This is a genomic window from Ruegeria sp. P10 (assembly GCF_056534925.1).
In genome coordinates this window covers 500,638-520,258 of record NZ_JBQERJ010000001.1, presented here as the reverse complement: position 1 = coordinate 520,258, position 19,621 = coordinate 500,638, and the positions used below count along the sequence as shown (strand labels likewise).

24 protein-coding genes are annotated in these 19,621 nt (G+C 59.4%); 16 read left to right on the top strand and 8 right to left on the bottom strand.

The window, feature by feature from the left end:
* The first annotated feature begins 32 nt into the window (after positions 1-32).
* Positions 33-824, top strand: coding sequence for a hypothetical protein (locus ACR0FB_RS02610; RefSeq protein ID WP_480619585.1), 792 nt, complete (start codon positions 33-35; stop codon positions 822-824).
* A gap of 75 nt (positions 825-899) precedes the next feature.
* On the opposite strand, the gene tyrS is transcribed toward ACR0FB_RS02610, so the two are convergent.
* Entirely contained in the window at positions 900-2,189 is a 1,290-nt protein-coding gene (gene tyrS, locus ACR0FB_RS02605; RefSeq protein ID WP_480619583.1) for a tyrosine--tRNA ligase, read from the bottom strand.
* A gap of 230 nt (positions 2,190-2,419) precedes the next feature.
* Between tyrS and ACR0FB_RS02600 the strand changes: the two genes are divergently transcribed.
* The 3 genes from ACR0FB_RS02600 (at position 2,420) to ACR0FB_RS02590 (ending at position 4,409) form a co-directional block, all read left to right on the top strand.
* Positions 2,420-3,568: an anhydro-N-acetylmuramic acid kinase gene (locus ACR0FB_RS02600; RefSeq protein ID WP_209832863.1), complete on the top strand. Its 1,149-nt coding sequence runs from the start codon at positions 2,420-2,422 to the stop codon at positions 3,566-3,568.
* 78 nt (positions 3,569-3,646) lie between these two features.
* A complete protein-coding gene (locus tag ACR0FB_RS02595; RefSeq protein WP_171631916.1) occupies positions 3,647-3,937 on the top strand; it encodes a hypothetical protein in 291 nt (96 codons plus the stop codon).
* 10 nt (positions 3,938-3,947) lie between these two features.
* Positions 3,948-4,409, top strand: a complete 462-nt coding sequence (locus tag ACR0FB_RS02590) for a hypothetical protein (protein WP_171723120.1) — start codon at positions 3,948-3,950, stop codon at positions 4,407-4,409.
* A gap of 17 nt (positions 4,410-4,426) precedes the next feature.
* Here the strand turns inward: ACR0FB_RS02590 and ACR0FB_RS02585 are convergent, their stop codons facing one another.
* Positions 4,427-5,194 carry an extensin-like domain-containing protein gene (locus ACR0FB_RS02585; RefSeq protein WP_480620004.1) on the bottom strand — a complete coding sequence of 256 codons (768 nt, stop codon included), beginning with the start codon at positions 5,192-5,194 and terminating at the stop codon, positions 4,427-4,429.
* Between the two features lie 22 nt (positions 5,195-5,216).
* Positions 5,217-5,636 (bottom strand): cupin domain-containing protein, encoded by a 420-nt coding sequence (locus ACR0FB_RS02580; protein WP_171723122.1) that lies wholly within the window; start codon positions 5,634-5,636, stop codon positions 5,217-5,219.
* A gap of 85 nt (positions 5,637-5,721) precedes the next feature.
* On the opposite strand from ACR0FB_RS02580, the gene ACR0FB_RS02575 reads away from it, so the two are divergent.
* Entirely contained in the window at positions 5,722-7,140 is a 1,419-nt protein-coding gene (locus ACR0FB_RS02575) for a protein adenylyltransferase SelO (protein WP_210092801.1), read from the top strand.
* Positions 7,141-7,154: 14 nt separating this feature from the next.
* On the opposite strand, the gene ACR0FB_RS02570 is transcribed toward ACR0FB_RS02575, so the two are convergent.
* Positions 7,155-8,114 carry a DMT family transporter gene (locus ACR0FB_RS02570; protein WP_480619580.1) on the bottom strand — a complete coding sequence of 320 codons (960 nt, stop codon included), beginning with the start codon at positions 8,112-8,114 and terminating at the stop codon, positions 7,155-7,157.
* Between the two features lie 165 nt (positions 8,115-8,279).
* Between ACR0FB_RS02570 and ACR0FB_RS02565 the strand changes: the two genes are divergently transcribed.
* The 6 genes from ACR0FB_RS02565 to ACR0FB_RS02540 all read left to right on the top strand — a co-directional run bounded on the left by ACR0FB_RS02565 (position 8,280) and on the right by ACR0FB_RS02540 (position 12,800).
* Positions 8,280-9,002 carry an endonuclease/exonuclease/phosphatase family protein gene (locus ACR0FB_RS02565; RefSeq protein WP_152458217.1) on the top strand — a complete coding sequence of 241 codons (723 nt, stop codon included), beginning with the start codon at positions 8,280-8,282 and terminating at the stop codon, positions 9,000-9,002.
* Positions 9,003-9,067: 65 nt separating this feature from the next.
* Positions 9,068-9,481: a Fur family transcriptional regulator gene (locus ACR0FB_RS02560; protein ID WP_171631929.1), complete on the top strand. Its 414-nt coding sequence runs from the start codon at positions 9,068-9,070 to the stop codon at positions 9,479-9,481.
* A gap of 133 nt (positions 9,482-9,614) precedes the next feature.
* Positions 9,615-10,493 (top strand): DMT family transporter, encoded by an 879-nt coding sequence (locus ACR0FB_RS02555; protein ID WP_171723124.1) that lies wholly within the window; start codon positions 9,615-9,617, stop codon positions 10,491-10,493.
* Between the two features lie 136 nt (positions 10,494-10,629).
* Positions 10,630-11,907 (top strand): phosphopyruvate hydratase, encoded by a 1,278-nt coding sequence (eno, locus tag ACR0FB_RS02550; protein WP_171723125.1) that lies wholly within the window; start codon positions 10,630-10,632, stop codon positions 11,905-11,907.
* Between the two features lie 48 nt (positions 11,908-11,955).
* Positions 11,956-12,495, top strand: coding sequence for a GNAT family N-acetyltransferase (locus ACR0FB_RS02545; protein WP_171631937.1), 540 nt, complete (start codon positions 11,956-11,958; stop codon positions 12,493-12,495).
* A 140-nt stretch (positions 12,496-12,635) separates the two neighbouring features.
* On the top strand, positions 12,636-12,800 hold the full coding sequence (locus ACR0FB_RS02540) for a hypothetical protein (protein WP_171631940.1): 165 nt from the start codon (positions 12,636-12,638) through the stop codon (positions 12,798-12,800).
* Here ACR0FB_RS02540 and ACR0FB_RS02535 read toward each other — a convergent pair.
* Genes ACR0FB_RS02535 through mazG form a run of 3 tightly spaced genes read right to left on the bottom strand, consistent with a single transcriptional unit; the run spans position 12,797 to position 15,105 of the window.
* Complete coding sequence (locus tag ACR0FB_RS02535; protein ID WP_480619578.1) at positions 12,797-13,246, bottom strand: GNAT family N-acetyltransferase; 450 nt, start codon at positions 13,244-13,246, stop codon at positions 12,797-12,799. The two genes, ACR0FB_RS02540 and ACR0FB_RS02535, sit on opposite strands and share 4 nt — an antisense overlap.
* On the bottom strand, positions 13,243-14,184 hold the full coding sequence (locus ACR0FB_RS02530; RefSeq protein WP_480619576.1) for a nucleoside hydrolase: 942 nt from the start codon (positions 14,182-14,184) through the stop codon (positions 13,243-13,245). Before ACR0FB_RS02530 ends, ACR0FB_RS02535 begins: the two co-directional genes overlap by 4 nt.
* A 54-nt stretch (positions 14,185-14,238) precedes the next feature.
* Positions 14,239-15,105 carry a nucleoside triphosphate pyrophosphohydrolase gene (gene mazG, locus ACR0FB_RS02525; RefSeq protein WP_480619574.1) on the bottom strand — a complete coding sequence of 289 codons (867 nt, stop codon included), beginning with the start codon at positions 15,103-15,105 and terminating at the stop codon, positions 14,239-14,241.
* Positions 15,106-15,171: 66 nt separating this feature from the next.
* On the opposite strand from mazG, the gene ACR0FB_RS02520 reads away from it, so the two are divergent.
* From ACR0FB_RS02520 to ACR0FB_RS02500, 5 genes are all read left to right on the top strand, one after another.
* Positions 15,172-16,335, top strand: a complete 1,164-nt coding sequence (locus ACR0FB_RS02520; RefSeq protein WP_171631950.1) for a M20 aminoacylase family protein — start codon at positions 15,172-15,174, stop codon at positions 16,333-16,335.
* A gap of 12 nt (positions 16,336-16,347) precedes the next feature.
* Positions 16,348-17,310, top strand: a complete 963-nt coding sequence (gene speB / locus ACR0FB_RS02515) for an agmatinase (protein WP_171723130.1) — start codon at positions 16,348-16,350, stop codon at positions 17,308-17,310.
* Positions 17,307-17,864, top strand: coding sequence for a hypothetical protein (locus ACR0FB_RS02510; protein ID WP_480619572.1), 558 nt, complete (start codon positions 17,307-17,309; stop codon positions 17,862-17,864). Before speB (ACR0FB_RS02515) ends, ACR0FB_RS02510 begins: the two co-directional genes overlap by 4 nt.
* Before the next feature lie 33 nt (positions 17,865-17,897).
* Positions 17,898-18,845, top strand: coding sequence for an agmatinase (speB, locus tag ACR0FB_RS02505; RefSeq protein ID WP_171631958.1), 948 nt, complete (start codon positions 17,898-17,900; stop codon positions 18,843-18,845).
* Positions 18,846-18,920: 75 nt separating this feature from the next.
* Entirely contained in the window at positions 18,921-19,313 is a 393-nt protein-coding gene (locus ACR0FB_RS02500; protein WP_480619570.1) for a DUF1499 domain-containing protein, read from the top strand.
* 15 nt (positions 19,314-19,328) lie between these two features.
* Here the strand turns inward: ACR0FB_RS02500 and ACR0FB_RS02495 are convergent, their stop codons facing one another.
* Positions 19,329-19,610 (bottom strand): hypothetical protein, encoded by a 282-nt coding sequence (locus ACR0FB_RS02495; protein ID WP_209832879.1) that lies wholly within the window; start codon positions 19,608-19,610, stop codon positions 19,329-19,331.
* Positions 19,611-19,621 lie beyond the last annotated feature (11 nt).

The following is a 19,621-nucleotide window of genomic DNA, read 5'->3' as shown; positions in this document are numbered from 1 at the left end:
CTTTGTGTGTTTTTCCGTCAGGAGGATCTGTTATGGTAATAAGTACGAAACACATACTGGGTGCAGTTGTCGCTGTGCCCGTTTTTGGAATGGTGATGGTTGGCGATGCCGCTGCCGCACCGGAAACCTGCAACTGGAAAACGGCTCGGACTCTTGCCAACGCGGGGGACTATGCCGGGTTGTGCGATTGTGTGCAGGTAACCCCGAGTTTTCTGGACAGGCTTCAAAAGCGTGCCGACTTTGAAACAACTTTGACTGTAACCGGAGCGCAATGCCCGGGGCTGGCCGCGTTGCTGACGGACTTGCCGACGGCAAACCTGTCTGGTTCGGCAGAAAACCGGGGTGAAAGCCGCGGATCTGAACCCGGTGGGTCTGGATTCGCCGATGCTGGTGGAGCTGTCGGAGGCGGTGAAAGTGGCCCCAGCGGCGCGTCTGAAGAAAGCGATAACAATGGAGGTGGCCAGTCCGGCGGTGGAGGAAGCGAATCCGGCGGTGGCGGTAGCGAAACCGGTGGCGGTAGTGAAACTGGCGGTGGAGGTGAAACCGGTGGCGGCGGTGAAACTGGCGGCGGTGAAACTGGCGGTGGTGGTGAGTCCGGCGGTGGTGAGTCCGGTGGCGGTGGTGAATCCGGCAGCGGAGGTGAATCCGGCGGCGGCGGTGAAGGCAAAGGCGAAGGTAAAGGCGGCAAGGGTAAAGGTGGTGGCAAGGGCAACAACGGCCATGGCAATGGCGGTGAAGGCAGCAGCCCGGGCCGCGGTCATAACGCCAATAATGACGAAAGTGGCGACCGGCCCGGTCGTGGCGGCGGAAAAGAACGCAGATAAGCACGGCTTACCGAATGAAAAGCGGCCACCCGTTTGGGTGGCCGTTTCGATTTCGTGTCTTTCAGCCTTGCCGGGTCAGCCCAGTTGAACCAGCGCGTGGCGCTTTTTGCCTGCGCTCAGCTTGATCGGCGAAGACAGGGCGTTTGCGTCGATCATCAGCCCGGCATCGGTCAGCGGCGCGTCGTCCAGCTTGGCACCGTTCTCGGCGATCAGACGCTTGGCCTCTTTGCCGGATTTGGCGAGGCCGGATTTGACGATGAGTTGAACAATAGAAATTCCGTCGCCAAGCTCATCTTTAGTGACCGTGAGGGTGGGTAGTGCGCTTACATTACCAGAAGCTGAGAATGAGTCTTGCCCGCCCTCCCGAATTGCCATCGAACCAAAAATGCCTTCCGCAGTAGCTCGGGCAGCTTTTGCTGCATCAACGCCGTGAAGAAGAGTGGTGACCTCATCAGCTAGAATTTTCTTAGCCTCGTTGATCTCTGAACCCTCAAGCGCTGCAAGACGGTCGCACTCTTCGACCGGCAGTTCCGTGAAGATTTTCAGGAACCGGCCAACATCTGCGTCTGTGGTGTTGCGCCAGAACTGCCAGAACTCGTAGGCGCTCAGCATGTCGCCGTTCAGCCAGACCGCGCCGCCTTGCGACTTGCCCATCTTGCGGCCATCGCTGGTGGTCAGCAGGGGGGTGGTCAGGCCATAGATCTCGTGATCCAGCACGCGGCGGGTCAGGTCGATCCCGTTGACGATATTGCCCCACTGGTCTGAACCACCCATCTGCAGAACGCAGCCATAGCGGCGGTTCAGCTCGAGGAAGTCATAGGCTTGCAGGATCATGTAGTTGAATTCGAGGAAGCTCAGCGATTGTTCCCGATCCAGCCGAGATTTCACGGATTCAAATGACAGCATCCGGTTGACCGAGAAATGCCGCCCGATATCGCGCAGGAAATCGAGGTAGTTCAGGCTGTCCAGCCATTCGGCATTGTTCAGCATCAGCGCGCCGGTTTCGCTGTCATCATAGGACAGGTACTTGGCGAAGACCTGCTTCATGCCCGCAATATTGGCGTCGATCTGTTCAGGGCCCAGCAGGGGGCGTTCATCCGATCGGAACGAAGGATCACCCACCTTGGTGGTACCACCGCCCATCAGCGTGATCGGTTTGTGGCCGGTCTTTTGCAGCCAGCGCAGTACCATGATGTTCATCAAATGACCCACATGCAGCGACTGCGCCGTGGCGTCATAGCCGATATACGCTGTTTGCACCCCACTGATCAGCGCGTCGTCAAGGCCCTGATAATCGGTGCAGTCGGCGAGAAAGCCGCGCTCGATCATCGTGGCGATGAAATCCGATTTGGGGTGGTAGGTCATATCGTGCCCTTTGGGTTAATGTTGCGGGGCACTGTATAGGCGGCAGCGCGTGGGAGGAAAAGCCACCTTTTCACCTCGGGCGCGGGGTGTGGTCGAGGGTGTCGATCCAGACACGCGCGCTGAGAAAAAAATTGCCGGGCCGGTCCGGAACGCTTGCCTTTGCGCCCCAACAGAAGGCACGTTGACCGGGCTGCAACCCAAAGGTGAAATCCCGGACCCGGAGGCGGCGAATGACACAGCCAATTCAGGAGGCAGGCTTGGGCCAGACCATCGCGAAACACGGAAAGCTCCGGGCTTTGGGCGCAATGTCCGGCACTTCGATGGACGGGGTTGATGCCGCGGTGGTGGAAACCGACGGGCATTTGATTTACGGGTTTGGGCAAAGCGGATACCGCGCGTATTCGGATGCGGAACGCGATGTGTTGCGCGCCGCGCTGGGCCAGTGGCATGGACCCCAGGTCGATGCGGCGGCAGAGATGGTGACAATCGCCCATGCCGAAGCACTGTCCGAGTTCGAGGATGTGGATCTGATCGGCTTTCACGGACAGACGCTGGCGCATGAGCCGCGCGGGCGCGGGACATTGCAGGTCGGTGATGGGCTGGGGCTGGCGCAGGCCCTCGGGCGCCCGGTGGTCTGGGATTTCCGCAGCGACGATGTGGCGATGGGGGGCGAGGGGGCTCCGCTTGCGCCATTCTTTCATTTCGCCTGTGCCAAATGGTTCGGCGCGGACCGGCCGCTGTGTTTCCTGAACCTGGGCGGGGTCGGCAACCTGACCTATGTGGACCCGGCGTTCGAGGGCCCCGAAGCGCCCGGTGCGTTGCTGGCCTTTGATACAGGCCCGGCCAATGCGCCGGTCGATGATCTGATGCAGGCCCGGCTGGGGCTTCCGATGGACCGCGACGGGGCGCTTGCGCGCGATGGAACGGTGGAAATGGGCGCGCTGGAGCTGTTTCTGGCCGAGCCGTATTTTTCTCGCATGCCGCCGAAATCTTTGGACCGGAACGATTTTTCGGAAATGATCGGTTTGGTCAAGGAACTGGATGACGCTGACGCGGTGGCGACCCTGACCGGTATGTGCGCCGCAGCTGTGGTGCAGGGGATGGAGCATTGTCCGAAACCTCCGTCTTGTGTGTTGGTCACCGGGGGCGGCAGACGCAACCCGGTGCTGATGGAGATGTTGCGCGTGTCGCTGGATTGCCCGGTCGAACCGGTTGAGGCGGTGGGGCTGGACGGCGACATGCTTGAGGCGCAGGCGTTTGCCTATCTGGCGGTGCGTGTCGCGCGGGGGCTGCCGACCTCTTGTCCCGGAACTACCGGCGTAAAGGCGCTTGTCGGTGGCGGGGTCGTCAGTACGGTGTCGATGGACCCGGTCGGATAACCCGATCCGGAAAACAGTTCAAAAAAACAACTCTTTGTGCGACGATTGCCCGGACCGATGGATCAGGGGCATGGCAGTATGGCGACCAAGGCAGAGCTTGAGGCCGAGTTGGAGAAGTTGCGGAAGCGGAATGCGACGTTGGAGGCGCAGGCCGAAAAGGAATCGGGTTCCGATGATCCGCCTGAGGGCGCCAAATCGTCGGATGAAATCCGGCAGCTGCTGGAAGACCACGGGATCGACCTGAGCCAGGTTCAGTCCTTGGGACATGACGTTGTCGAGGAGTTCGGTCGGCTTCAGAAAGACTATCCGATCACGGCGTTGCTGATTGCGTTTTCGCTGGGGTACGTCGTCGGGCGCGCGCAGGGCTAGGAGGCGGATTATGAGCAGACTGAGCAAGAACCTGGTTACGATCTATCGGACCGAACGTTTGATTGCACGCCGCCGTCTTGGGGTGGTTCAGCAACAGACCATACTGATGGGCATCGCGGGCATCGCGGCATTGTCGGCGGTGGTGCTTTTGAATGTCTCTTTTTTCTTGGCGCTTCAGAGCGCGATGTCACCAGCATCGGCGGCGGCGCTGTTGGCCTTTGGAAACATCGTTTTCGCCGGGCTTATTGTGCTGATTGCAAGACGCCGAAATATCGACGACGAAGTCGCACCGGCCGTCGAGGTGCGCGATATGGCCATAGCGGATATTGAAGACGAATTGGAGGAGATGACGGCAGAGGCCAAAGAGGTCGTGCAGGCGGTCAAGAGCATTGGATCGAACCCTTTAGGATCGGCAGCGACGCTGCTGGTACCGCTGATCAATTTGTTGATCAAAAGCCGAAGCGACAAATAGAGGCGCAACCCGAAGGTTCATCGACACACCGGAGCGCCCTTGCGGCGGGCCGTGTCAAAATGGAAATGCCCGACGTGATAGCGGTCGGCGTCCGGGCCAAGCACGGTTCCGAATATGCCGCAGGCGCCTTCGTGCAACTCTCTCAAAACAGCGCCTTGCGCGTTGTTCCATCCGTCCCGGACCGTGATCTGTGTTCCGTCCTGTAGAACGAAGGTCGATATGTCGATCGCCTTTCCGCGCGCGTGTTCCGAGATGCGTGAACGCGGCTGGTTGTTCTGGGTCTTGCAGGCATAGTGGCCAACGATCCGCATCCCCTTCAGCCCGCCGCCCATTTCGGCAAAGGCTGGCTTGGCCGTGTTTTCGATCCACGTTTTCAGCGTGACCGCTGTCTGGCAGTCCATCAATGAGAACTGGCTGAGAGCGATATCTGATATTTTGTAAACCCGAACCGGGTTCGTGATCCCGCATCCGCGGGCCTTTCCGGCGACGGGCTTGCGAGTTTCACCCAGAATGGTCCAGTCGCCGCACACGGCGCCCCGTTCCTGCATTCGTTCACGGCCCACTTCGAATTTCCGAAACTTGCAGGGTCGCAGGGCAGGACGCCTGGAAACCAGCACCGCAGGTTCGGCTGTCACGATCGGGTCAGCATCTTCAGCCGTTTCTTCCACGTTCAGTTCTGGCGCAGTCAGATCGGATGCAAGACGGGCCTCGGCGCAAGCGGGCTCTGCGCTGGCGAATGCTGCGCTTTGACACAAGAACAAGACAGTCAGCAGGACCTGCTTCATACTCACTCGTTACTCCGTCGCCTTACGCCTTTGGGATATCAAAGCCCGGGGCGGCCAATTCAAATCCTTCAAATTGGAAGCCGGGCGAGACTGTGCAACTGACCAGCGTGTAATCACCCGTGCTGCGGGCGGCTTGCCAATGGCCTTCCGGGACGATCAATTGTGGTGCGCCAGCGGAAAGGTCGTGTGTCAGCACATGTTCGGTGGCGGGGCCTTGGTCGGTTGCGCTGAGCGACAGGACAAGCGGCGCGCCGGCATGGTACAGCCAGATCTCGGTCGCATCGACACGGTGCCAATGGCTGCTTTCGCCTTTCTGCAACAGGAAGTAGATGCAGGTGCCGGTGGGGCGACCTTCGTTTTCGGCGCGCCATGTCTCGGCATACCAACCACCTTCGGGATGGCGTTGCAGGTTCAGGCGGTCGATAATCTCTTGTGCGGTCATGTGGTTCCTCGTGTTTGGGTGCGATTATGCACGGGCCGGCGTGATCCGCTATGGTATTCATGCGTCCGAGGGATATGTTTACGACATGACCCTGAAAATCCCCTTCGATAACTCCTATGCCCGTCTGCCGAATGCGTTCTTTGCACGGCAGTCACCGGTTCCCGTGCGCGCGCCAAGGATGATTGCGTTCAACGATGATCTGGCCAGGTTGCTGCGGATATCGCCCGGAGACGTCGAGGACATGGCCGAAGCCTTTGCGGGAAACAGTATTCCCGAAGGTGCCGAGCCCATCGCACAGCTTTATTCCGGGCATCAGTTCGGGCAATACAACCCGCAGCTGGGCGACGGGCGTGCGGTGCTGTTGGGCGAGACGGTTGGAACGGACGGGGTGCGCCGGGACATCCAGTTGAAAGGTTCGGGTCCTACGCCGTTTTCCCGCCGGGGCGATGGCCGGGCCTGGCTGGGGCCGGTGCTGCGGGAATATGTGGTGTCCGAGGCGATGCATGCCCTGGGCATTCCGACCACACGCGCCTTGGCAGCCGTGGAAACCGGCGAGACCGTCTTTCGTGAAGCTCCGATGCCCGGAGCTGTTCTGACCCGGGTTGCATCCAGTCATCTGCGGGTGGGGACCTTTCAGGTTTTTGCAGCGCGTGGGCAGATGGACAGCCTGAAGCGCCTGACGGACTATGCCATTGCGCGGCATTACCCAAAGGCAGATGGGCCGATGGGCCTGTTACGTTCGGTGCGCGATGCGCAGGCCGGTTTGATTGCACGATGGATGAGCGTGGGGTTCATCCATGGGGTGATGAATACCGATAACTGCTCGATCGCGGGTGAGACCATTGACTACGGCCCATGTGCGTTCATGGACACGTATCACCCCAACACCGTCTACAGCTCGATTGACCGGATGGGTCGTTATGCCTATTCGAACCAGCCTGATATCGCGGTGTGGAACCTCGCGCAGTTGGCAACGGCCTTGATCCAGCAGATGGACGACAAAGAGGCCGCCGTGGAAGAGGCGACCGAGATCGTCCACGCGATGCCGGACCTGCTGCAACAGAACTGGTTGTCCCGGTTCCGGGCAAAGATCGGACTGGCAACCGCGGACGAGGGCGATCAGGAACTGATCACCGACCTTCTGAAGCGCATGGCCGGGGGGCAGGCGGATTTCACCAATACCTTCCGGGCGCTGGGCGGTGGCACGGCGCGGGATCAGTTCCTTGACCCGGCAGCGTTTGACGCTTGGGAAAAAGACTGGCGTGCACGGTTGGCGCACGAAGCGGCGCCACTGGAGGTGATGACCGCCGCAAACCCCGCATTCATTCCGCGCAATCACCGGATCGAACAGATGATCCAGTCGGCGGTGCAGGGTGATTACGCGCCCTTCGACCGGCTGAACGCTGTGTTGGCGCGACCGTACGAGGATCAGGGGGATGCGGAAGACCTGAGGCGTCCTCCGGCCGAAAATGAGGTGGTCCATGCAACATTCTGCGGGACGTGACGCGAGGCCTGCATCTATTTCCGCAGGATTTCCATCACCGCGGCGCTGACGATCAGGATGGCGCCCAGAAACTCACGCAGGCCAAATGGTTCTCCTGACAGGGCGGCGGCTGAAGCGATGCCAACGACAACCTCGCTCATCAGCAGCAGGCCGACCTTTGCGGGGGACAGCTTGGTTGCTGGCCAGATGGTCATGTAGATCATGGGCAGGACATAAAAGGTGGACAGCATTGCATATCCCGCTATGCGGATCGACTCTTCGCCTGTGATGTTCGGCAGGGTTTGGCCCCCAAGCATCAGCAGGCTGACAAGCGACAGCAACAACGCGCCAATCACAAAGGCAAAGACCTGACCCGAGATGGTCATGCTGCCAGCCTTGTACAGGCCCAGTGTACCCAATGCCCAGCATATGCCCGATGCCAGTGCCAGCCAGTCACCCAAGTTCTGCGGCCATGGCACGAACCCGGCGCCTCCGAGCACGACAAACAGCCCGCCAAGCCCGCAGATCAGACCCGCAAGGCGCATCAGGCTCAGGCGTTCTTTCAGAAATACGACGCCCAGAATCGTGCCCCAGATCGGGGTGAGATAGAACAACAGGATCGAGCGGACGACGTCGGTGTAGACAAGGCTGATCGAATACAGGCCGAATGCAGCCCCTGTGAACATTCCGCTGAGCATCAAATCGCGCCATTGCCGGGCCAGCATGCGCCTGTCGGACCAGACGAAGGGGATCAACGCAATCAGGGCCGCGCAGTACATCGCGATCCCTGACCAAGGGCCGGTCAGGCCCTGATCAAAGAAAAACCGCACCGGAATCCAATAAAGGCCCCATAGCGCGCCGCCTGTCACCAAAACGATACTGGCCCGGGTGCTGTTGTCGGGTTGGGTCTGGCTCAGGCTCATGCGGGCCCCGCTTTGGCTGCGATGCGTTGTCGTCACCGCATCGGGATAGAGCGTTGCAGGGCCGGGGATCAAGCGGAACCTTCGCTTTGATATCAGCCAGGTTTCAATCGCCGAAATAGCAGGCAGATTGCTGGGGGCGGATGCCGTATCGGAATTGTCGCAGCAGGAAACCAAGCAGAGGGGTTGCGCCTCACGTCAGGCATGGCACTTTAGGGCAATTCATTTGGTCACGCCCTCATGCCAACTTCCTCCACGCTGCGTATCGCAAGCTACAACATTCAGAAATGCGTCGGGTTGGATTTCCGGCGCCAACCCCAACGTATTCTGCAAGTCATCGAAAACATGAAAGCGGATATCGTGGTGTTGCAGGAGGCCGACAAGCGCCTGCCCCCCCGTCCGGCCGCGCTGCCGCATTTTATGTTGGACGAGGCGGGATGGCAGATCGTAGATCTGGGCGGCGCGGGAAGTCTGGGCTGGCACGGCAACGCGGTGATCTGGCGCGGAGAGGGTATCTCGGTCCGCCGAAAAGGGCATCACGAGTTGCCGGGGCTGGAGCCGCGCGGTGCGGTGCGTGTCGAGTTCGACACCCATATCGGGCCATTGCGCGTGATGGGTATGCATCTTGGACTGTTGCCAGCGTCGCGGCGACAGCAGATTTTGCACATTCGGCGGAACGACTGGGACATGGACCAGATGCCGACTGTTTGGGCCGGTGACTTCAACGAGTGGTCACGTCAGCCAGTTCTGGATCACCTGGTCCCCGAAATGCGGTTTCTGCCTCCCAGACCAAGTTTTCCCGCCGCGCAGCCCCTGGGCGCGCTGGATCGGATCGCGCTGGGCAGCGGAATACAGGCCGTGGCGCACGGTGTTCACGACACACGTCCCGCGCATATCGCATCTGATCACCTGCCGGTCTGGGCCGATCTGACGCGCGCCAGATCAGAAGGTCGCAAAAGGTGAAATCCCTGTAGCGAAACCTGCGCAGACATATTAAGACAGACACCCGAGCAAGTCTGAGGGGCATCATGTCGGAAACGATTATTGGGCGTTGTGAAGCCAAAGGGCTGCGCATGACCGGTCAAAGAAGGGTCATCGCGCAGGTACTGGAACAGAGCGACGACCACCCGGATGTCGAGGAACTCTATGCGCGGGCGTCTGCTGCGGACAAAGGCATTTCCATTGCAACGGTCTATCGCACGGTCAAACTGTTCGAAGAGGCTGGTATTCTGGAACGTCTTGAGTTCGGCGACGGACGGGCCCGGTACGAGGACGCCGAGCGCGATCACCACGACCACCTGATCGACATGCAGTCAGGAGAGGTTATCGAATTCGTCGACCCCGAGATCGAAGCCCTACAGGAAAGAATCGCCGCCAAGCTTGGGTATAAGCTGAAAGGGCACCGGTTGGAGCTGTACGGCGTCCCGCTGGAAAAGGACTGACCCATCACGAAACGCGATTGATCGCCTCACGTTAATTCATCAGGCGTGACGGGAATTGTCTTGCCAGATGCCGTTGGTTGAGGTTGTTGTGCATCTACAGGCACCAGATGTGCCCTTTCCAACGGACGCGCAAATGAACAACGTAAACGGCATCCTGCTGCTTATCGGGTCGATGGCGGCCTTTGCACTTGAGGACATGTTCATCAAGCTCCTGTCCGGCTCTGTGCCGACAGGGCAGATCATGGTGTTTCTGGGCGTGTTTTGCGGGCTCGTGTTTGCCGCGATGTCAGTGGTCACCCGAAAGCGGATCTTTGACCCCGTGGCATGGAAAGCCCTGCCATTGATCCGCGCTGCGACCGAAGGCTTTGGCGCGGTGGCGTTCGTGACGGCGTTGTCGCTGATCGACCTGTCCACCGTTGCGGCCGTGTTTCAGGCCATGCCGCTGGTCGTCACCATGGGTGCGGCCCTGTTCCTTGGAGAGCAGGTCGGCTGGCGTCGCTGGAGCGCGATCGGTGTCGGCTTTGTCGGTGTTCTGATGATCATCCGTCCGGGGATGGAGGGCTTTCGGCCGGAATCCCTGTTTGTGGTGTTGTCCGTGGTCGCCATTGCGGCGCGCGATCTGATCACCCGCAAGCTGGACCCACGCGTGCCCTCATCCGTCGTTGCGATGCAGGCCTATATTGCGGTGGCTGTGGCCGGCCTGGTTCTGATGGTCATGTCCGGGGCATCCTTCGTGCCGGTTCAAGCCGGTCAAACGGGCCCTTATGCGGGGGCGATCGGATTTGGCGTGCTGGGCTATTACGGCATTGTCACTGCGATGAGGGTGGGCGAAGCCTCGGCCCTGATGCCGTTCCGGTACACGCGCCTTGTGTTCTCGATCCTTGCTGGAATGCTGATGTTCGGTGAACGCCCTGATGCGCTGACAATGGCGGGGGCGACCCTGATCATCGGCTCGGGTCTTTATACCTTTGTCCGCGAACGGCGTCTGGCGCGGGAATTGGCACCTGCCTGACCCTGTTGGCGCAAACAGCGAATTGTTAGCCCTAAATGTCCGGGAATATACGTGTTAGCGTTAACGGAACCGGTTTACTTTTGGCCGGTTGCTGCTATGACGCGTGCAACCGACCGCAGTCACAGGGACAGGCTTCATGAGCACCATCATCGACATCCACGCACGCGAAATTCTGGACAGCCGGGGCAATCCGACAGTCGAAGTTGACGTGATTCTGGAAGACGGCACCATGGGTCGCGCTGCCGTACCCTCGGGCGCGTCCACCGGTGCCTATGAGGCGGTTGAAAAACGCGATGGCGACAAGGCGCGCTATATGGGCAAAGGCGTTCTGGAAGCCGTCGCCGCCGTGAACGGCGAGATTGCCGAAGAACTGGTGGGCTTTGACGCGACCGAGCAGGTGGCCATTGACCAGGCCATGATCGAGCTGGACGGCACCGAGAACAAAGGCCGTCTGGGTGCGAACGCTATCCTGGGTGTCTCGCTGGCCACGGCGAAGGCGGCGGCGGATTTCACCACCCAGCCGCTCTATCGCTATGTGGGCGGCACCTCGGCGCGGGTTCTGCCGGTTCCGATGATGAACATTATCAATGGTGGCGAACATGCCGACAACCCGATCGACATTCAGGAATTCATGATCATGCCGACCGCCGCCGCGAACATTCGCGAAGCGGTGCGCATGGGGTCCGAGGTGTTCCATACACTGAAGAAAGAACTGTCTTCCGCGGGTCTGGCCACGGGCGTGGGCGACGAGGGCGGTTTTGCCCCCAACATTGCCAGCACACGTGAGGCGCTGGATTTCATCCTGAAATCCATCGAAAAGGCGGGCTACAAGCCGGGCGAAGAAATCCACCTGGCCTTGGATTGCGCGGCGACCGAGTATTTCAAAGACGGCAAATACGTTCTGGCGGGCGAGGGGATCACCCTGACATCCGAGGAAAACGCAGCCTATCTGGCTGCTCTGGTCAATGACTATCCGATCATCTCGATCGAAGATGGCATGTCTGAAGATGACTGGGATGGCTGGAAGGCCCTGACCGATGCCATCGGCGACAAGGTGCAACTGGTTGGTGATGACCTGTTCGTGACCAACCCGGAACGTCTGGCCGAAGGGATCGAACGTGGCTGCGCGAACTCAATGCTGGTCAAGGTGAACCAGATCGGTTCGCTGACCGAAACCCTGCGCGCCGTCGATATGGCGCACCGCGCGCGGTACACCAACGTGATGTCGCACCGTTCGGGCGAGACCGAGGACGCGACCATTGCCGATCTGGCCGTGGCGACGAATTGTGGTCAGATCAAAACCGGCTCATTGGCGCGATCGGACCGGTTGGCGAAATACAACCAGCTGATCCGCATCGAGGAGTCGCTGGGGGAAGTGGCCGAATACGCAGGCGCGTCGATCCTTCGCAAATAACGCACTTGGTGCTAGGCTGACCCCCGGGTTTAATCCGGGGGTCGCATTGTGCTGAACATCATCGAACCGGAAACGCCGGACCAGTTTGAAGCGGTTCGGCGTTTGTGTTGGGATTACAGGGATTTCCTGCTGGCACTGGATGAAAGAACCGCCCAGATTGTGCAGGCTTTCTACCCAAGCGAAAAATACGCCCGTGTAATGGACAACATTGACGCGGAACACGCACCGCCGAACGGTGGGATCAAACTGGCATTGCTGCATGGGGAACCGGTCGGCTGCGGCATGTTTCACACCTACGAGCCCGGTGTGGCTGAAATCAAACGCGTATTTGTAACCGACGCAGCAAGGGGGACCGGCGCAGGCTGTGCCATCATGCTTTCGCTGATCGAAATGTGCCGAGATCTTGGGTTCGACTATATTCGAATGGACACCGGCAAACCCCTGGAAGTGGCGACTCGGTTATACCTGTCTTTGGGCTTTCACCTGCGCGACGCCTATTACGAAACTCCTGAAATCGCACGCGATCACCTGCTTTTTTTCGAGATGCCGCTTTTTGAAGAAGACATTGGCGTGCCAGAAAAAAGATAAAATTCTCAGGGGCATGGTCGTCTTAGACGTGGAAATTTGATAATATTTAAGTGGCTTAATTATTCTTATGTGTGAACTTGTTACTTATCGCGTTCACTCCAAATGCCGTAGTCTTTCTTCATTGCAGAAAGGAGACCACGATGTCTGTATCCAAATTCCTTCTGATAATCGTCACAGCGTCCATCACAGTATTGTCCGCCTGCGCGGGTCCGGGAACGTATCCGATAACCGGAGAAGAAGTTTCGTCGAATGACCCGGTACAGGACATGAACCCGGCCAATATCTTCCGCGGCGAGTCTCGTTAAAGCGACTTGCTCATCAGCATATATCTGTCGCGAGGTTTGAACCCGGTACGCAGATAGATTTTCTGTGCGGCCTCGTTGTGCCGGTCGACTTCCAGATGAAGGGCAGTCAGCCCCGCTTCGGACAAAGCTTTGGGCAGCGCCAGTAGAACTTCGGTTGCGATGCCGCGGCCGCGAACAGCGGGCCGGATATAGATTTCGTCCACGAAACCGTCCATGCCGCCGAATTCGACGGACCAGCCGAAGGTCAGGATGATGTAGCCCAACGGCGCGCGTCCGGGGCCGATCAGATAGACACAGCCATGGGGAATACCCTCGAGCAGGGGTGTCAGAGCGTTTCGGGTCTGGTCCGGGTCTTGCGTCAATCCGGCTTCGGTATGGAAGGCGGTGACCAGTGCCATCAGACGATCCAGGTCCTTGGGGCGCGCCAGGCGCAGGGCGGCGCTCATAATCTGGCCAGCCTTTCCGTCAAAAGATTGAAGAAGCCGTCGGCGTCGATTTCCCCCATGAACAGCGCATTGGGCGCGCGGTCGGTTACGCCCCACCAATCGGCGACCGTCATGCCCATTGTCAGCTCGGACTGGGTTTCAATCTCGACATTCACATGACGGCCCGAAAACAGCTCGGGCCGGATCAGATAGGCGGTCACGCAAGGGTCGTGCAAAGGCGCACCTGCGCTGCCGTATTTTTCCTTGTCGAACCTTTCGAAGAAATCGGTCATCTCGGCGACGGCGATTCCGACTTTGTTTCCCAGCGCACGGAACGCATCATTGCGGGGTTTGGTGACCAGCGCCTTGTGCGTGACATCCAGCGACATGACCACGATAGGACTGCCGGATTTGAAAACGATATCAGCAGCTTCTGGATCGACGTGAATGTTGAACTCAGCTGTCGGGGTGATGTTGCCGACCTCGAAATACGCTCCGCCCATCAGAACGATTTCCTGTACCCGGTCCACAATGTCCGGAGCCTTGCTGAACGCGGTCGCGATATTTGTCAGTGGCCCCAGCGGGCAAAGGGTTACCGTGCCCGGTTCTTCAGCGCGCAGGGTGTCGATGATGAAATCCACCGCATGCCCTTTGGTCAGCGGCATCTGCGGATCGGGCAGGTCCGGGCCATCCAGACCTGTCTTGCCATGCACATGCTCGGCCGTGACCAGCGGGCGGTTCAACGGTCTGTCGCAGCCCGCATAAACAGGTATATCGGTCCGGCCCGCCAGTTCGCACACGATCCGAGCGTTCTTGGCGGTCAATTCCAGGGGCACGTTGCCTGCGACCGCCGTGATGCCAAGAACCTCGATATCCTCCGGGCTGGCCAGCGCCAGCAGGATGGCGACGGCATCGTCCTGTCCGGGATCGGTGTCGATGATGATCTTGCGAGGGGGCATGGGCGTCTCCGGTGGTCGTGAAGGTGGGACACTCGCAAGTGTCGGGTGCCTTGTCTACCCGTTTCTGGGTGCGGCCATGGCTTCAACCGGCGGGAGTTTGCCGTTGGCGCGATGCTCTTCGGTTTTGACCTCGTCCCACAGCGCATCCATCTCGGCCAGATCGCTTTGCGAGGGGGTCTTTCCCCGTTCGGCCAGCCGGGTCTCGACCTGTTCAAAGCGACGGGTGAACTTGGCATTGGTGCGGCGCAACGCGGCCTCGGGTTCGATGCCAAGATGACGACCCAGATTGACCATCACGAACAGCAGATCCCCAAACTCATCCTCAAGCGCATCCGCGTCCATCTTGTCACGCGCCTCTTCCAGTTCGGTGGCTTCTTCGGTGATCTTGGCCAGAACGTGGCTGGCGTCGGGCCAGTCGAACCCTACGCGCGCGGCCCGTTTTTGCAGCTTATGCGCCCGCAGCAGGGCTGGCAGGTTGGCGGCCACCCCGTCCAACGCGCCTTTCTGTTCCTTGCCCGCACGTTCGGCGGCCTTGATGGCTTCCCAGTCCTTGGTCTGCTGTTCGGCGGATTTATCGCGGGATTCGTCACCGAAGACATGCGGATGCCGGGCCACCATCTTGTCGGACATGGTGCGAACCACGTCCTGAAAGGTGAAATATCCCGCTTCTTCCGCCATTTGAGCGTGAAATACGGATTGGAACAGCAGATCGCCCAGCTCTCCCTTCAGCTCGTCCCAGGCCTCACGCTCGATGGCGTCGGCGACCTCATAGGCCTCTTCGATCGTATAGGGCGCGATGGTGGCGAAATCCTGTTCGATATCCCACGGGCAGCCGGTTTGCGGATCACGCAGGCGGCGCATGATTTCCAGCAGGCGTTCGATCCCTGCGTCACTGTCATGGATCAGAGGATTATCGGCCATTGCGAACCCTTTCATTCCGGTGTCAGATGCATCCATCCCGCAGTCCCGATCAGGAGTCCACCCCAGATGCCCGTCGTCAACCGAATTGCCGATTTCTCTGCCGATATGACCAGATGGCGCCAATATCTGCACACGATACCCGAGTTGGAGTTCGAGTGCTTTGAGACTGCCGCGTTTGTGGCCGAGCGTCTGCGTGAATTCGGGGTTGATGAATTGCATGAAGGGATCGCAAAAACCGGGATGGTCGCGATCATCAACGGGCAGGGCGACGGCCCGACCATTGGCCTGCGCGCCGATATGGATGCATTGCCGATCACCGAAGAAACAGGCGTCGACTATGCATCGAAGAATCCTGGAAAGATGCATGCCTGCGGGCATGACGGGCACACCACAATGCTGCTGGGCGCGGCGCGGTATCTGGCCGAGACGCGAAATTTCCGCGGCCGTGTGGCCCTGATCTTTCAACCGGCCGAGGAAGAAGGTGGCGGTGCGGGTGTCATGGTCGAAGAAGGCATCATGGAGCGGTTCGATATCTCTGAGGTCTATGGAATACACAACGATCCGGGAAACCCGGAAGGTACGTTCCATACAACGCCGGGGCCGATCATGGCGGCGGTCGATACGTTCGATATTCATATCCAAGGCGTCGGCGGCCATGGCGCCATGCCGCATCAGACCCGCGACCCGGTCATGGCGGCCTGCGGCATTGCACAGGCGATCCAGACCATCGTCAGCCGCAACCACTATGCAGTGGAAGACCTGGTTGTTTCGGTCACTCAGATCCACGCCGGAACGGTGAACAACGTGATCCCGGACACCGCCTATCTGAACGGCACGGTTCGTACATTCGATCCTTCGGTGCAGAAAATGGTGATGGACCGGATGGAGCAGATCGTTCAGGGGCAGGCCGCGTCTTACGGTGTCGAGGCACGGCTTGAATATCAGGTGGGATACCCGGCGACGATCAACGATGCTGAAAAGGCAGCCTTTGCCGCGGCCGTCGCGCGCGAAGTGTCGGGGGCTGAACGGGTGATCGACACAATGGGGCGCGACATGGGGGCCGAGGATTTTTCGTACATGCTTCAGTCGCGACCAGGGGCTTATCTGTTCCTTGGGCAGGGTGATGGTGCCGGGCTGCATCATCCGAAATACAACTTCAATGATGATATCGCGCCGGTGGGGGCATCGTTCTTCGCACGGATCGTGGAAAAGGCGCAGCCGTTGGGCTGATGGGGGAGCGAAATGGCACTGGAAGACGCAAAAAACCAGGTGGACGAGGCATTCACCAACCCGGATCTCAAAGGCCTGTCCTATGAAAACACCTTTGGCGGGGCGACCTCGTTTCTGCGGCGGCTGTATACCAAGAACCTGACCGGCGTCGACATCGCCGTGACCGGCGTGCCGTTTGATCAGGCGGTGACCAACCGCCCGGGCACCCGCCTTGGCCCGCGTGCAATCCGCGAGGCCAGCGCGCTGCAATCGCCCGATGCACCTTATGGCTGGCCCTTCGATGCGCTCAGCGAGCTGGCTATCATCGACTACGGCGATATGGCCTATGACTATGCCAACATTCCCGCCTTTCCCGACACGCTGACCGACCATATCCGCACCATTCTGACGGCGGATGTGGCCTCGGTCGCGCTGGGGGGCGACCACTATATCAGCTTTCCGATCCTCAAGGCCTATGCCGAGAAATACGGGCCGATGTCGCTGTTGCAGTTCGACGCCCATACCGACACCTGGGCCGATGACGACATGAGCCGGGTGGACCACGGCACCATGTTCTACAAGGCGGTGAAGTCGGGGATCGTGGATCCGAAACGTTCGGTTCAGGTGGGGATCCGCACCACCAACGAGGACACGCTGGGCGTCAACATCATCGACGCGCGCGAGGTCTACGAATCTGGCCCCGCCGCCGTGGCGCAGAAGATCAAGGGCATTCTGGGCGACAGCCCGGTCTACCTAAGCTTTGATATCGACGGTCTGGACCCGGCCTTTGCACCGGGTACGGGGACACCGGTCTGGGGTGGTTTGAGTTCCATTCAGGCGCAGATCATCCTGCGCGACATTGCGGGGATCAACATCAAGGGCGGCGACGTGGTCGAAGTGTCTCCGCCGTTCGATACATCCGGCGCGACGGCGATTGCGGGGGCGCATGTGGCGACGCAGATCGTCTGCCTGTTGGGGTGGAATAAACTCGCATGACTAAACGAAAAGCTCTGATCTGGGCGTGCATTGTTCTCCTTGGGTTGCCGCTCGGGTATTTTGCGCGTGATCGCCTGCATCAGCCAACTGCTCGCGAGCATTCAGCAATGACTTTGTTTGAGACATACTGCGTACCATTTGCCGACGGTCAGGTCGTTGCTCCAGAAAAACGTCTAGTGCGCCTCGAGCGGGCTGACGGGCTGGCTTGGGTTGATCCCGAAACAGTAATGATGCTTCGATATAGTGATAGAAGGTGCTCTGTTTCTGATGCCTTGCGACCGATGAACGCAAGCGAACACCACGCACTGGACACAGGTGTCATCGGGTTGATCGAAAGAGAATTGCCTGCACTGAGGCCCGACAACAATCACGGATTGGACACTTGGGACGCGTTTCTCGTATGGGAAAGCCATCCCCGAGGGGATGATAGGCGCTGGGGTGCGACGTACACCCGTTTTTCATCGGACGCAGATTTTGAGACGTCATTAAGTGTTTCTTATCCAATTAATGATGATGTTTCGGAAAATTTGCGCGAACTTCGAAACAGTTCGTAAAGCAAAATACTCTGGGGCTTGTCGAGAAAGAAAATGACACAATTCAACCAACCCATCAGCGGTAATGATCTGGCGCGGTTTTCGGGGCCGAATACGTTTATGCGCCTGTCCCAGGCAGCCTCGCTGGCGGGGCTGGATGTGGCGGTTTTGGGGATTCCGATGGATATCGGCACCTCGTGGCGATCGGGCACCCGGTTCGGACCCAAACAGATCCGCAGCGAAAGCGCGATGATAAGGCCCTACAACATGGCTACCTCGGCGGCTCCGTTCGACAGCTTGCAAATCGCCGACATCGGGGATCTGGCGATCAACACCTTCTCGCTTGCGGACAGCCTGAGGATCATCAGGGAAAGCTATGACGCGATCCTCGCAAAGAACGTGACCCCGGTGGCGATGGGGGGCGATCATTCGATCACCCTGCCGATCCTGCGGGCCATTGCGGCAAAGTATGGGCCGGTGGCTCTGGTGCATGTGGATGCCCATGCGGATGTGAATGACGAGATGTTCGGCGAGAAAGAGACCCACGGAACCGTCTTCCGCCGCGCCTATGAAGAGGGGCTGATTGTCCCCGACAAGACCTTTCAGATCGGCATTCGCGGATCGGGCTATGCGGCTTCGGATTTCACCGAAGCCAGGGATTGGGGCTTCCGCCAGTTCCCGGCCTGGGAGTTGTGGCAGCAGAACCTGACGCAGATCGGCTCTCAGATCCGCAAGATCATCGGGGATCATCCGGTCTATGTCACCTATGACATCGACAGCCTGGACCCGGCCTTTGCACCGGGCACGGGTACACCAGAGATTGCCGGGCTGACCACGCCGCAGGCGCTGCAACTGATCCACGCGTTGCAGGGTGTGAATGTGGTGGGGTGTGATCTGGTCGAGGTTTCACCTCCGTATGACCCATCCGGCAACACGGCCCTGACGGCAGCCAACCTGATCTACGAGATGCTGTGTATCCTGCCGGGTGTGACGTCGCGGTAAACCGGCCCGGAACGGCTTGCCCCGGCGCCTGATCCGCATAGGGTTTCTGCAAGAGGGCAAAGCGGGATGAAAAAGATGGTTTTGTGGGCAGTGATCGCGCTGGTGCTTGGGCTGGTCGCTTACGTCCGGTTGGCCCCGTCAGCTCTGGCGCAATGGCATATTGCACCGGTTGCAGAGGTTGATCAGGACTTGCCGGGTGGCGTTCTGCGCGTTGTTGCAACCGGCCCGGAAGGGTTGGAGAACCTCGATCGGATCGCCCGCGCCACGCCGCGCACCTCGGTTTTGGCAGGTTCGGTCGATGAGGGCATGATCACCTATGTCACCCGCACGATATGGATTGGTTTCCCCGACTATACCACTGTTCAGCAGGACGGCGACACGCTGCGCATCCATGGCCGTTTGCGGTTCGGTCGCAGGGATTTCGGTGTGAACAAGGCACGGGTTGATGGGTGGTTAGAGCAGATGTAACTGTTCTACCGGCGCTCAGGACGCCTCATCCTGTTCAAAGTGATCAACAGGATCGCTCTGCAACCCGGATGACAAACATCCTTCCTGCACCTCGCGCCACATGGGCACGTTCAGGGACATCTGGCATTGTGCCGTGAACATGCGGCCGTCGACTTGCAGGCAGATCATCTCACCCAGTTCGATGCGGGACCCGGACGTGTCGGTGCAATAGCAATCGCGGGTCTTGCCGTCAGGGCCGACGTAATCGGCGTAAACCGGCGTGGACGTCAGCAAAAGGGCAAGCAAAAACCGTTTCATGACAGCAAGCT